This is a genomic window from Streptomyces pseudoechinosporeus, from assembly GCF_054783935.1.
The window spans coordinates 31,595-45,021 of sequence record NZ_BAAGPS010000058.1 but is presented as its reverse complement, the minus strand read 5'-3'; the positions used below and the strand labels follow the sequence as shown (position 1 = coordinate 45,021).

Here is a 13,427-nt window from a genome sequence, read left to right as displayed (position 1 = left end):
CGACGCCCGCTCGCGTCGGCCGCCCCTGTGGGGGGTGGCGGTCTGAAGTTGTCAGCCTGGTCAGCAGGCCGTCAGAAGGTCAGCTTCCAGTTGTTGAGGGTGCCGGTGTCCTGGGCGGCGACGTCCTGGACGCGGAGCTTCCACGTGCCGTTGGCGGTCTCGCTGGAGGCGTTGACGGTGTACGTGGTCTTGACGTCGTCGGCCGAGTCCGAGCCGGACGCCTTCAGCCGGTAGCTCGTACCGTCCGGGGCGATCAGGTCGACGACCAGGTCACCGCGGTAGGTGTGGGTGATGTCGACGCCGACCTGGAGGGCCGAGGGGGCGCTGCCCGTGCGGCCGGTGACGGCGATCGGGGACTCGACGGCCGAGCCGTTGTCCGGGATGGAGACGGCCGAGGTGCTGGTGAAGGTGGTGCCCCCCGTGGAACCGCCGGTCCCGCTCACCGCCTGCACCGTCTTGGTCGCGTCCGCCAGACCCGCACCACAGCCGCCCGAGCAAGTACCGGGCAGAGCACGCGAGTTGGTCTTGATCGCGGACTCGATCTGGGCCGGGGTGAGCGAGGACTTCGCCGACTTGGCCAGCGCCGCGAGGCCCGCGATGTGCGGGGCGGCCATGCTGGTGCCCTGGTAGTAGGCGTACGACTCCGAAGCCGGGCCCTGCGCACCGGAGTTCAGCGTGGACAGGATGCCGTTGGCGGTGGTGGTCCTGGTCTCGCCGCCGGGGGCCGCGATGTCGACGGTCGAGCCGAAGTTGGAGTAGTAGGTCCTGGAGCCGGCGCGGTTGAGCGCGGCCACGGAGATGACGTTGTTGCAGCTCGCCGGGGAGTAGTTGGCGGCGTTGGCGTTGCTGTTGCCCGCTGCGACGACGACCGTGGTGCCGCGGTTCACGGCGTTGTTGATCGCGGTCTGGGTGGCGCTGGTGCAGGCGCCGCCACCGCCGAGGCTCATGTTGATGACCTTGGCGACGTTGGTGTTGGCGGGCACGCCGGAGACGGTGCCGCCGGACGCCCAGGTGATGGCGTCGATGATGTCGGAGTCGTAGCCGCCACACTTGCCGAGGACGCGCACCGGGGAGATCTTCGCGTTGTACGCGATGCCGGCGACGCCCTTGCCGTTGTTGGTGGCGGCGGCGATGGTGCCCGCGACGTGGGTGCCGTGCCAGGAGGAGGTGCTGCCCTCGGCCTGGCCGCACTCGCCGTCCGCGTACCAGTCGCCCGGGTCGGCCGGGTTGCTGTCGCGGCCGTTGCCGTCGACGGCGACCGCGGTGTCGGCGATGAAGTCGTAGCCGCCGACGATGTTGGAGGCGAGGTCGGAGTGGGTGACGTAGCCGGTGTCGATCACGGCGACGGTCACGCCGGTGCCGGTCGCGGTGTCCCAGGCGCCCGGTACGCGCATGCCCGCGGTGGACTCGAACAGGTCCCACTGCTTGCTGTACTCGGTGTCGTTCGGGTCCGCGAGGGGCTTGTTGAGGCGGTCCGGAACGACGTACGCGACCTGCGGGTCGGCCTGGTACTCGGCGACGACGTCGGCGACCGCGGCCTTGCTGAGCTTCGCGCCCAGGTCGACGAGCGCGGCACCGGTGCCGAGGCGGCGCTGGAAGTCGAGGTTCTCGCCCGCGTCCTTGCCCTTGGCCTCGGCGTCTTCGGCGGCGTCCTTGTTCGACTTGGCCTCACTGGCGCCGGACTTGTAGCCGACGATCAGCCGCTCGGCGGGGGCCGCCACGGCGGCGGCGGTGGTCTGCTCGGCGGCGGCAGCCTTCGTCTGCTCGGTGGGGACGGCGGCGACCGAGGTGGCGGTGCCTGCCAGCAGCGTCGCGGATATCGCGGTGACGGATATCAGCGTCCGTCTCGCGGAGCGTGAAGTACGCAAGAGTGTGTGCCTTTCGGGGGCCGGCTCCGGGGCGAGGCGCCCAACGTGACGCGACGGAGCAGCGTTCGAATCGCTTCGTCGTCGAAGCGGCGGGGGGTGCGATCGAAAAGACAGGTGCGATCAGAAAGACGCGGCGGCCGGCCAGGCGCGAGCGACCCTTGAGGGGGTGACCTATGGGTCAGCTGTGTTCGAACAATAGGCGGGACCCTGATCCTCCGGATACGGGGAAAACCCTCGATCCCTGCCCGAGATCCCCCTACGGGCCGCCCAGTTGAGGACCGGAAGACACCGCTTTCCCCCGCTCGGTCCGCTCTCGTCCCGCCGTTCCGCATCGGACGGCGGAACTGCTGGCCTTGGTCAAGTTAGGTTAGCCTTACCAGGCGTTGGTCCCTCGCTGAAGGATGCGTTCCATGAACTCGCCGCGCCCTGCACCCACTTCGTACCCTCGAGCTCTTTCCCGTCGTGGCGTTCTCGGAGCGGCCGGTGCGGTCGGTCTCGGCGCCGTACTCACGGCGTGTGGCGGTGCCTCCGACAGCTCGGACAGTGAGGCGACGGGGGACGGAACTGCCGGCGGGGCCTGGAGCTTCAAGGACGACCGGGGGAAGACGGTCAAGGCCGACAGCACGCCGAAGCGGCTGGTCGCGTATATCGGCGTGGCTGCCGTTCTGCAGGATTTCGGGATCGAGTGCACTGGTGTGTTCGGGCCTGCGACGCTGGAGAACGGTGAGCCCGACTTCCGGGCCGGTGATGTCGACGTGGACAAGGTGCCGAACCTCGGCAACGTCTACCCCCAGTTCAACGTCGAGAAGTACGCCGAACTGCGCCCCGACCTCCTGATCGCCCAGATGACCGAACCGCCGGCGCTCTGGTACGTCCCCGAGGAGTCGGCCGAGAAGATCGAGTCGCTCGCCCCCAGCGTCGGCATCCTCACCACGAAGAGCTCGCTCACCGAGGTGATCGGCCGCTTCACCGAACTCGCCGCCTCTCTCGGCGCAGACGTGAAGGCAGACAAGGTCACCGCCGCCAAGAAGCGCTTCGAGACGGCCTCGGAAACCCTGCGCCAAGAGGCCAAGGCACGCGGCGGCCTGAAGGTCATGGCGGTCTCCGCGTCGGCCGACCTTCTGTACGTCGCCGCCCCGGACGCCTTCACGGATCTGCGCTACTACAAATCGCTCGGTGTCGAGTTCGTCACCCCTGAGAAGACGGGCCAGGGCGGCTTCTGGCAGGAACTCAGCTTGGAGAACGCCGACAGGTACGAGGCCGATCTGATCCTCGTCGACAACCGCGTCGGCAACCTCCAGCCCGCCGAGCTGAAGAAGACCAAGCCGACCTGGGCCCGCCTGCCCGCCGTACAGGCGGACCAGACGATGGAGTGGGCCAACGAGGAACGCTTCAGCCACGCCGGGTATGCGCCGCGCCTCGAGCAACTCGCGGCGGCGGTGAAGGGGGCAGAGGCCGTGACCGAGTAGGCGGTTCGAAGCTGCGGGTCCGTCGTGGCTGGTCGCTCCCCCACTCTCGGCTCCTCCCCCACTCTCGGCTTCGCTCGAGCGGGGGGACCCCCCATGAGCGGGGGGACCCCCATCGCGGCGGAGCCGCAAATTGAAACAGCCCCGCGCCCCTACGGGGCGCTAGGCGTCCGCCGCCGCGAGGAACTGCGTGGCGGCGAGTTCGGCGTAGAGCGGGTCGGCGGCCACGAGTTCGCGGTGGGTGCCGACGGCCCGTACCTCGCCCGCGTCCATGACGACTATGCGGTCCGCCATGGTGACCGTGGACAGCCGGTGCGCGACGACCAGGACCGTGGTCGTACGGGCGACATCGGCGACGGTGTCGCGCAGTGCCGCTTCGTTGACCGCGTCGAGCTGGCTGGTGGCCTCGTCGAGCAGCAGCAGCCGGGGGCGTCGCAGCAGGGCGCGGGCGATGGCGACCCGCTGGCGTTCGCCGCCGGAGAGCTTGGTGCCGCGGTGGCCGACGAGGGTGTCCAGGCCGTTCGGCAGCCGGTCGACGAGGCCGTCGAGGCGGGTGGTCTTCAGGGCGCGGAGTACGTCGTTCTCGTCGGCGCCGGGGTTGCCGAGCACAAGGTTGTCGCGGAGGCTTCCGGAGAGGACAGGTGCGTCCTGCTCCACGTAACCGATGGCGGACCGAAGTTGGGACACATCCCAGTCGGCGAGATCCCGGCCGTCCAGCGTGATCCGGCCCTCGCCCGGGTCGTAGAACCGCTCGATGAGGGAGAAGACGGTGGTCTTGCCCGCGCCTGACGGTCCGACGAAGGCGGTCATGCCGCGCGGCGGGATGGTGAAGGTCACGCCGTGGTGGACGTACGGCAGGTCGTCGGCGTACCGGAAGCGGACGTTCTCGAAGGCGACCGCGGCGGGTTCGGCGCCGGGGCTGGGCAGCGGCGCGGGTTCGGTCGCCGACTCGGCGGGCAGCTGCCGGGCCTCCTCGATCCGGGCCAGGGCGGCCGCACCCGTCTGGTACTGCGCGACGGCGCCGACGACCTGCTGGATAGGCGACATCAGATAGAAGACGAACAGCAGAAAGGCGACCAGCGTGCCGATGTCGATAGCACCGGTCGCGACCCGCGCCCCGCCCACCGCGAGCACGGTGATGAACGCGATCTGCATCGACAGACCGGCCGTGTTCCCGGCCAGCGCCGACCACTTGGCGGCCTTCACGCTCTGCCGCCACGACTCCTGGGCTGCGGCGTGCACGGCCTGTTCCTCACGGTGCTCGGCCCCGGACGCCTTGACGGTACGCAGCGCGCCCAGGACCCGCTCCAGTGAGGCACCCATCGCGCCGACCGCGTTCTGCGCCTGCCTGCTGGCCCGGTTGATACGGGGCACGATCACCCCGATCACCGTGCCCGCGCCGAATACCACGCCCAGGGTGACGGCGAACAGCACAGGGTCGACCACCCCCATCATCACGAGCGTGGCGACGAGGGTCAGTCCGCCCGTACCGATACCAACCAGCGAATCGGTGGTGACCTCGCGCAGCAGTGTGGTGTCGGAGGTGATCCGGGCCATCAGATCGCCGGGTTCGCTGCGGTCGACGGCGGCGATACGCAGCCGCAGCAGATGCGACACCAGCGCGCGCCGCGCCCCGAGCACCACGGACTCGGCGGTGTACCGCAGTACGTAGCCACCCAGCGCCCCGATCGCGGCATTGGCGACCACGAGCGCGGACATGGCCAGCAACGCCCCGGTGATGGCACGGTCGTGCTGCAGGTCGTCGATCAACCCGCGGGCCACCAACGGCAACGCGAGCCCCGTCGCCCCGGTCATCAACGACAGAACCGCCCCGCCCAGCAACGCCCAGCGATGCGGCCGCACATATCCGAGCAACAGCCGCCAAGGCGGCACGGCGGGCGGGGCAGACGGCTCGGAATCCTGCACGGCGCTCCCCGTATGGCATTGATGACACCCTGACGTGGTTGGAACTGTAGCCGTACGCTGGTCGCCACTATCAAGACGGTTTACGACGTACGACGAACTCGATGACAGTTGGTGGCGATCGGGAGGTCACGGGGGTGGAAGGGCGCAGCCCTGCACGGGTTCGCAATGAGCTGGCGGCCGAAGTCGTCGACGTATTACAGGAGTCGGCCACGGTGCGGCACGGAAGCAGCGTCGAGCTGTGGGTGAGCATGCTGGGCCAGGAACTGGGCACGCCGGTGGAGCCGTTACGCAGCGAGGCGCTGCGTCCGTGGCTGCTGCGCCTGGTGGAGAACTGCACACAGATCCCTGACGGTCTGTCATGTCTGGTGCGCTGCCTGGGATATGTGGAGCAGCAGTCCGTCGCCATCGCGTCGCTGCGGCGTCTGGTGGACGAGTGGGAGGCGGTGGATTTCTTCGACGGCGCCGATCTGCATCCCCTGCGGCCGGTGCTGCGCGAGATGCGGTCGTCGGCGGGCCTCGCGGCGATGATGCGGCGGGCCAGCCGGTCGCGTATCCAGGAGCTCCCCGAGTGGTGCGACACGGGCTGGGCGGTCTTCCTGCGCCTTGCCGGGGACAATTCGGCCGCGAACGAACTCCCGGTGAGCATGGCGTTCCTGGCGCTGGCCGCCGATCAGCTCATGGAGGACGGACAGAGGGAGGCGGCGGAGCTGCTGCGCCGCTGGAACCGTGGGCAGGCCCGCGCGTGGGGGCTGGAGGACAAGATGGCGGACTGGCAGCGCGGTGGCGCCGTCCAGCCGCCGCCCTCCCTGGTGCCGGCCTACCTGATGATCCAGTTCGAGCCCGACGGTGTGGATCCCGACCGTTACTACCTCTCCCACTGGCGGCAGTCGGACGCGGAGGGCTGGCATCCCGTGCCGGGCGAGACGCTGCACCTGCACCGCGACGATCTTCCCCGCGAGGTCGAGCAGCTCATCGAGCAGACCGAGGAGCGGTGGGCGGATTTGAGGCAACCGGTCGTCCTCGAGTTCATCCTCCCGTGGGAATTGCTGGGCGAGCCGGTGGAGTGGTGGCACAAGGAGTCGTCCTCGTCGTCCCCGACACCGCTGGTGATGGACTACGCCGTCCTGGTCCGCAGCTTCGAGCGGCTGCGCAAGGCGGCCTGGCACCGGCCCTGGCACAAGAAGTGGCGTCATCTCAAGGAGAAGCCGGCGGACAGCCACTCGTACTGGAACCGTCCCGACCGGTCGCACTTCCACCTGGAACTGGAGCTGAAGGAGGACGAGCACGCGGTGTGCCTGGTGCTCAGCCAGCCGCCGGGCACCGACTCGCCGTCCGGCCAGCAGGAGTACATGGCGGCTCTGCGCGCCGGCATACCGGCGATGATCTGGCATCGCGGCGACTGCGACGACCCCGCCTTCAAGGAGGCGGTCGCCGACATCGTGCAGGACAGAGGGCTGGCAGGCCTGGTGGAGCGGGCCGGAAAATGGCGCAGGGAGGCTCTGGCGGTGGGGCCGGAGGGATGGGACAACCATGTGGGGCGCCATCTCGCGATCCTGGTCGACGATCCGGAGCGCAGACCCGGCCCCTCCGGGCCGGACCGTGCGCCGGTGAAGCCTTGAACCGGCCGTACGGACGCACGCCCGTGGACCGCGCGCACCCGGCGAGGAAGGGGCGTCACGCCGTGCACCTGGATGCTTCCGCTGACGCACATGTGTTCCACCCTGGCGCCGGGACCCCAGTCATGCCGGGCATGCTGTCGCCCACGCCTCGCATGAGCCCCCGCACGCACTTGCCCGGAGAGCGGACGCACTGCGAGGCTTTGCCCGTGGACGTCACGCATGCCCGCGGTCTGCGGGACTCCGCGGAACTCTCACCGTCACCGCGACGCCATGAGAGCACCTATGCACGATGACGACGGGCAGCGGCCCCCACCTGCTACGCGGGCACGGCAGGAGGCCGCACACGTCCTGAGCAGGCTCGGCCGGCCGGGCGGACAGGAGCCCGCGGAGGCGGTCCTCGTCATCGACACCCACGTGACGATGAAGCTGTGGGACCGAGCCGTCGGGGAGCTGGCCGACGAGCTGGATGGGGCGGGAGACTTCACCCGGGTGCGGGTGGTGCGCCTGCTGAGGACGGACGAGACCGATCCGGCGCGGATGCGCCTGGAGGAACCGCTCGGCGACGCCGCTCGGGTACGCCGCCTGGTGCTGGTGCTGACCGACGGGCTGGCCGCCGGATGGAGATCGGGCGCCGTACTGCCCCTGCTGCGCGCGTGGGGGCGTACGTGCTCTGTCGCCGTGGTGCACATGCTGCCGCAGCAGCTGTGGTTCCGTACGGGGCTCGACGTCTCCCGGGTGCGGATCCGCGCCCCGCGCGCCTGGGCGGCCAACAGCGAGTTCGACTGGGAACCACGCGTCGCCCCGGTGGAGTTACCCGACTCCGGCGAACACGGGACCGACAGGCACGAGACGGACAGGCACGAGACCGAAAGGGACGACACCGGCACCGTCGTCGTACCGGTCCTCGCGCTGACCAACCGCTGGGCGCAGGCCCTGACACGCCTGGTCTCGGGGCAGGAGCCGCACTGGCTGGACCTGTCCGCCATTCAGGCCAGGGAGTGGAAGCGCAGGCCCGACGCCGCGCGCGCCCTGCCCTGGGCGGAGTACGTGCCCGACCCGCAGAGCACGGTGCCCGCGGCGGAGCGTGTCTCGGACTTCCGGGCGGGCGCCTCCCCCACGGCGTTCACCCTCGCGACCCGGCTGTCCGCCGCGCCGTTGAGTCTTCCCGTCATCCACCGGATCGTGGAGACCACTCCGGGCGCGGGTCCGGTCCACGTGTCGGAACTGCTGATGAGCGGTCTGGTCCGGCCCAGCGGAGTGCGGGGCGAGGGCCCGGCGGACGTGACGTTCGTCTTCGCTCCCGACATCCGCGAGGAACTCCTCGCGCTGGGACGCCGGAGTGACACCGCGCGGATTCTGCGTGACGTACGCGCGTTACTGGCCGACGAGGCAGAGGAAGGCGGCTCGCCTCTGCCGCCGCCCACCGAACCGCTGGACACCTTGGCCATGCCGCGCGTGAACAGTCGCAATATCGCATTCCTCCGCGTGGAGCTCGCTGCTCTGCGGGCGTTGTCCGGCCGCTATGCGCAGCGCACCGACATGTTGGCCAGAGTGTTGCACTGGCACGATCGGCGATACGCAGTCAGCCTGGAGAAAACACCACACATTTCGACGGGCCCCGCACCGTCCGGCTCGGGGACAGCTGAACACGGTGATTCCCCCATTTCTCGTAACGTTTCTGAAGGAGCATCGGAGATGTCGACTACGCACCCGCGAACGGTGCCGGGGGACCGCACATCACAACCGCGCGTCTGGGGAAATCTGCCGCCCCGGAACCCCAATTTCACCGGCCGCATGGAGTTGCTGGAACAGCTCGACGAGCGTCTGCGGGAAGGCACGACCACGGTTCTGCCGGAAGCGATTCATGGTATGGGAGGTGTCGGCAAAACACAGCTCGCCATCGAGTACGCGTATCGCCACCAGTCGGAGTACGACATCGTGTGGTGGATTCCCGCGGAGCGGCCCGGCCAGATCGGGCAGGCGCTGGTGGAGCTTGCCGGGCGCCTGGGTATCGAGACCAGCACCGAAGCCAATATCGCCGGACCCGCGGTCCGCGAGGCGCTGCGCGAGGGGCGGCCCTTCTCCCGCTGGCTGCTCATCTTCGACAATGCCGACAGTCCGGAGCAGGTACGTCACTATTTCCCCACCGGCGGCAACGGAACGATCCTTGTCACCTCCCGCAACCGGCGGTGGGGGCTGGTCGGCGGATCCCTCGAAGTGGATGTGTTCACCCGCGAGGAGAGCAAGGAACTGCTGCGCCGCTCCGGGCCGCCGCTGCAGGACGACGAGGCCGATCAGCTGGCCGAGGCACTGGGCGACCTGCCCCTGGCACTGGAACAGGCGGCCGCCTGGCGGGCGGAGACGGGAATGCCCGCCTCCGAATACCTGCGGCTGTTCGAGAGCAAGCGCACCGAACTCCTCGAAGTGGCCCCGCCGCCGGACTACCAACTGCCTGTCGCCGCAGCCTGGAATGTGTCCCTCGACCATCTGGAAACCCGCAGCCCGTCAGCTCTGCGGCTGCTGCAGCTGTGCTCCTATTTCGCCCCGGACCCGATCTCCCGGTCCATCTTCTCCGGCCTCGGGAACAGCAGCATTTTCCCCGAGCTGGACGCGACGCTGAACGATCCAATGAGGCTCGCCAGGGCCATAAGGGAGGTGAACCGCTACTCCCTGGCGCGGATCGACCATCGCACGAACTCCATTGAGATGCATCGCCTGGTGCAGCTCGTGCTGAACAACCGCATGACCCCCGAGGAGCAGTCCCGCATGCGCCATGGCGCCCACACCCTGCTGGCCGCCGCCGACCCGAAAAGTCCGACCAGCCCGGCCAGTTGGCCACGGTATGCGGAGCTCTACGGTCATGTCATCGCCTCCGAAGCGATCAAGTCCGACCAGCCGTGGGTACGGCAGCTGGTCATGAACATTGCCAATTACCTCTACTACTGGGGCGACCACGACGTGTCGCTCGACTTCTCCGAACAGGCCTGGGAGTCCTGGCGCACCATTTTCGGCGAGGAGGACCAGCAGACACGCCTCATGGGTCAGTGGCTCTGCTTCGTGTATATGGTCGTGGGCCGCTTCGACGACGCGGCCAGGCTGGTGGCCCAGCTCAGGGAGATCTACGCGCGGACCGCGCCCGCCGACGGCGAGGACACCCGAGAGGACGCCCTGGACGCGATGAACATGGAGGCCGCCGTACGCCGCGCCGAAGGCAGGTTCGCCACCGGGGCCGAGTTGGACGAGATCGCGTACGAGCGGGCCCGCAGGGCCTTCGGGGAGGACGATCCCACCACCCTCAACACCGCCCACAACCTCGGGGTGAGCCTGCGCCTGGCCGGTGAGTTCGGCCGGGCCCTGGAGCTGGACCAGCACACGCTGGCACTCAAGCTGCGGGTGTTCGGCCGCGACGACCAGCGGACTCTCATCACCGAGAACTCCGTCGCCATCGACGTGCGGGAGATGGGGGACTACGTCGGTGCGCGTGCCCTCCAGGAAGCCGCACTGGAGGCGTTCCGCGATGTGTTCGGCAGCGGAAACCCCGCCACCATCGGTGTGATGCGCCAGCTCAGCGAGGCCTGCCGTAAGGCGGGCGACCACGCCCGCTCTCTCGAACTGGCCACGGAGGCCTACGGAAGGTTCACCCGGCGCTACGGCGACGCCCACCCCCAGTCGCTGTCCGCCGCGCTGGCCCTGTCGGTGGCCCTGCGCCAGAACGGCGACCTGCAGGCGGCCCGCGCGCGCGGCGTCAACGCCTGCAAGGACTACCGCCAGGTCTACGACCCGAACCATCCGCATGTCCTGGCCTCGGACGTCAACCTCGCGGTCACCCTTAGGCTGCTCGGCCAGCCGGAGGAGGCGCACCGCCTGGACGAGACCGCTCTCGCCTCCCTCACCGAGCGGCTCGGCGCGGCTCATCCCACCACCCTCAACTGTGCGATCAACCTCGCCAGTGATCTCGCCGCTCTGGGCAACCACGCCGAGGCCCGCACCCGGGGCGAGACGACGCTGCCACTGTGCCTGTCCACCTTCGGCCCGGACCACCCGACCACGTTGGCGTGCTCCGTGAACCTCGCGATGGACCTCATCGCCGTCGGTGCCGAGGAAGAGGGCACCGCACTCCGCCAGGACACTCTGGAGCGGATGGAGCGGGTTCTCGACGCCCCACGGCTGCGAGCCGACCCGGGCACCGCACACCCGGCCACGGTGGAGGCCAAGGAGGGCCTGCGGGCCAACTGCGACATCGACCCGCTGAGGCTGTGAAGTCCGGTGCGGGACCGCGCCCCGCAAGGGGCGCGGGGCTGTGACATATGCGGCTCCGCCGCGATGGGGATCCCCCCGCTCGAGCGAAGCCGAGAGTGGGGGAGCGACCAGCCCCCACCGGCCCGCGGGTTCATCACCGTTCTTCCAGGTTCTTCCAGCGGAGCGCTCAGCCCTGGCCCAGCCACTCCGCGAGGCGTACGGGGTCCGGGGCCCGGCCCTGGGCGGCCTCGACCGCCTCGTGTACGGCACGGGCCCGCTCCGGAAAGTGGAGCAGCAGGCGGGAGGCGGCGTTCCGGACCTGTCCCTCACCGGCAAGCGCCCGGCCCAGACCGGCCCAGGCTGCCACGGGTGCGCCTTTGCCGGAGAGCTGCGCGACGAAGGCGGCTCGGGCTCCGGCCCGGTCGTCGCAGGCCAGCAGGACGTCCGCCGCGGTGACGCCCTCGACACCGGCGGTATCTCCGGAGCCCTGGGCGGCAGCCCGCCGCCAGGCCCCGTCGGGCTCGCTGAGGCGGTGCCGGACCAGGATGGCCGCGCTGTCCAGGAAACGGGCTTCACTGTCCGGCACCAGTTCGGGCTCGGCGGCCAGGCCGACCGGCGCGCGGTCATCGCCCCGCTGCCAGGCCCGCACGGCCTCCTCCACGGCCACGGCGGGAGGCCGTAGATGGTGCGCACGCCAGCGGGCCCGGTGGTCGGCTGCCGCTTCCCGGGCCAGCTGCGACTCGGCGTCCGGCACGGGGTCGGCCAGCCACTGGGCGCACTGCTCGCGCAGCCCCTCGATCACGTACCGGCCCAGGGACGTCAGCCTCTCGTGGCCCCGCACCAGGCGCAAAGTGGACCACACCTGCGTACGCCACAGAGCGAATTCGAAATGCGCCGGCGAGGCCTGGGCGACATCAGCGGTGTACCGATGTACGCGCCAGAAACGGGTGACCCCCGTAAAGGCGTAGATACCCTGCAACAAGCCGCTCAGTGGGCGAGGATCATCCCGCCAGGGGGCGTAGAACAGCTCCTCCGGATCCTGTGTGGCCTCGGCGATGCTCAGCGGTTGCAGGTGGATCAGGCCGCTCAGCTTGGTGTGCTGGAACTCGTGCACCAGCGTGGCGGCGAGTTGCGGTACGTCGTCCGGACAGGACGCCGTGACACCTCCGAATCCGTCCCCGGCCGTCCCGCTGTACGGCCGAAACCTTTCCGTCGTCGGCGTGGGAGTCATCGACAGCAGCCCGTGTCGCATGGCCTCGGCGCTCTCCGGCTCGTCCCGCAGCAGGATCTTCCACGCGTCGACGAGCATGCCCTCCCATGCCTCGGCCTCGGCGGCGGACAGGAGTCGGGGCTCGCTCGGACGAGGGAACGTCCGGTGGGGGTCCAGTTCTTCGAGGGACAGGCGCTTGGGACGTTCTCCAGACTCCAGTACGACGTGGCGTACGGCATGCCAGTCAGGGCTGTTCGCCTCCGCGTCCCGCGGGACCAGCACCTGGCCGCACTCGCCGCTGATCCTCAACTCCCCTTGTCGCGCCTCGACTTGGGCCACGCTCCACGGCTCACGCACGGGCAGCACCGCGCACCCCAGTGTCGGTAGCGGCACCAGGCCCCGGCGCACCGGTACGACCAGCGAGAAGTCCAGACCGGCCCGGGCTCCGGCTGCTGCGGCCAGCGCCGACAAGTGCCCGAGCACCACCCACAAGGGAGCGTCCTCTGAGGACTTGCCTCGCATCTGACGCAGCGCGAGGGACGCCCACATGCCCGTGGGCGGGGACATCAAGACATCCTCGAACACCTCGGGTGCCTGCCGCTGGACGCGTTCGAGGAGGGACCAGGCGTCCCGGTGCGACAGCGCCGCCCCATACGCCTGCGGAGGATCGTCTTCGGGAACGCCCTCGTCGAGGGCCCGCAGAAGCAGCAACCGACGGCTGCGCTCGGCGGCCAGTATCTCCGCGACCACGGCGCCGCCGCCCTCGCCTCGGGCAAGGGTCCGTAAGCTTGCCGCCGACAGTTGGTGGAACGGCAGGTCCGCCGAGGCAGAGGGCTCACCCGGCATGAGCACTCCTCAGCACCGAGCCTATGCCCTCAGTCGAAACGTGACGGGCTGTGCCCCGGTTCCCTGATGGACTGAGGGTTGTGCCCCGACTCCGTGATGGACGGGTCGTCGATTTGGTGCAGCAGCCGCTCCAGCGACTCGGCGACGGCCGTGTTGTCCATGGAGCGCAGCGCTTCAAGAGAAACCCCCGAGAGATCTACGAGACCGGACTCGACGGCAGGCATCGATCGCTCCACGGCTGCCAAGTCCCCTC

Annotated in this window: 7 protein-coding genes; 3 read left to right on the top strand and 4 right to left on the bottom strand. The window is 69.7% G+C overall.

What is annotated here, in order from left to right; all coding sequences use genetic code 11:
- Nucleotides 1–71: 71 nt before the first annotated feature.
- On the bottom strand, nt 72–1,868 hold the full coding sequence (locus tag ACYVO6_RS37815; RefSeq protein WP_461069417.1) for a S8 family peptidase: 1,797 nt from the start codon (nt 1,866–1,868) through the stop codon (nt 72–74).
- 410 nt (nt 1,869–2,278) lie between these two features.
- Here ACYVO6_RS37815 and ACYVO6_RS37810 point away from each other — a divergent pair, with 410 nt between their 5' ends.
- On the top strand, nt 2,279–3,337 hold the full coding sequence (locus ACYVO6_RS37810; protein WP_461069415.1) for an ABC transporter substrate-binding protein: 1,059 nt from the start codon (nt 2,279–2,281) through the stop codon (nt 3,335–3,337).
- A gap of 159 nt (nt 3,338–3,496) precedes the next feature.
- Here ACYVO6_RS37810 and ACYVO6_RS37805 read toward each other — a convergent pair whose 3' ends face one another.
- The gene (locus tag ACYVO6_RS37805; protein ID WP_461069413.1) at nt 3,497–5,260 is read right to left on the bottom strand and encodes an ABC transporter ATP-binding protein; all 1,764 of its coding nucleotides are present in this window, start codon (nt 5,258–5,260) and stop codon (nt 3,497–3,499) included.
- Between the two features lie 101 nt (nt 5,261–5,361).
- Here ACYVO6_RS37805 and ACYVO6_RS37800 point away from each other — a divergent pair, with 101 nt between their 5' ends.
- The gene (locus ACYVO6_RS37800; protein WP_461069411.1) at nt 5,362–6,879 is read left to right on the top strand and encodes a VMAP-C domain-containing protein; all 1,518 of its coding nucleotides are present in this window, start codon (nt 5,362–5,364) and stop codon (nt 6,877–6,879) included.
- 282 nt (nt 6,880–7,161) lie between these two features.
- A complete protein-coding gene (fxsT, locus tag ACYVO6_RS37795; protein ID WP_461069409.1) occupies nt 7,162–11,139 on the top strand; it encodes an FxSxx-COOH system tetratricopeptide repeat protein in 3,978 nt (1,325 codons plus the stop codon).
- Nucleotides 11,140–11,305: 166 nt separating this feature from the next.
- Here the strand turns inward: fxsT and ACYVO6_RS37790 are convergent, their stop codons facing one another.
- Together ACYVO6_RS37790 and ACYVO6_RS37785 are read right to left on the bottom strand one after the other, a co-directional pair.
- Nucleotides 11,306–13,174: an HEXXH motif domain-containing protein gene (locus tag ACYVO6_RS37790; protein WP_461069407.1), complete on the bottom strand. Its 1,869-nt coding sequence runs from the start codon at nt 13,172–13,174 to the stop codon at nt 11,306–11,308.
- A gap of 29 nt (nt 13,175–13,203) precedes the next feature.
- Complete coding sequence (locus ACYVO6_RS37785) at nt 13,204–13,398, bottom strand: hypothetical protein (protein WP_461069405.1); 195 nt, start codon at nt 13,396–13,398, stop codon at nt 13,204–13,206.
- Nucleotides 13,399–13,427: the final 29 nt, after the last annotated feature.

Coding starts and splice junctions, on each gene's coding strand:
- fxsT (WP_461069409.1), top strand. CDS start 7,162: ATGCACGATGACGACGGGCAGCGGCCCCCACCTGCTACGCGGGCACGG.
- ACYVO6_RS37790 (WP_461069407.1), bottom strand. CDS start 13,174: ATGCCGGGTGAGCCCTCTGCCTCGGCGGACCTGCCGTTCCACCAACTG.
- ACYVO6_RS37800 (WP_461069411.1), top strand. CDS start 5,362: ATGACAGTTGGTGGCGATCGGGAGGTCACGGGGGTGGAAGGGCGCAGC.
- ACYVO6_RS37810 (WP_461069415.1), top strand. CDS start 2,279: ATGAACTCGCCGCGCCCTGCACCCACTTCGTACCCTCGAGCTCTTTCC.
- ACYVO6_RS37785 (WP_461069405.1), bottom strand. CDS start 13,398: ATGCCTGCCGTCGAGTCCGGTCTCGTAGATCTCTCGGGGGTTTCTCTT.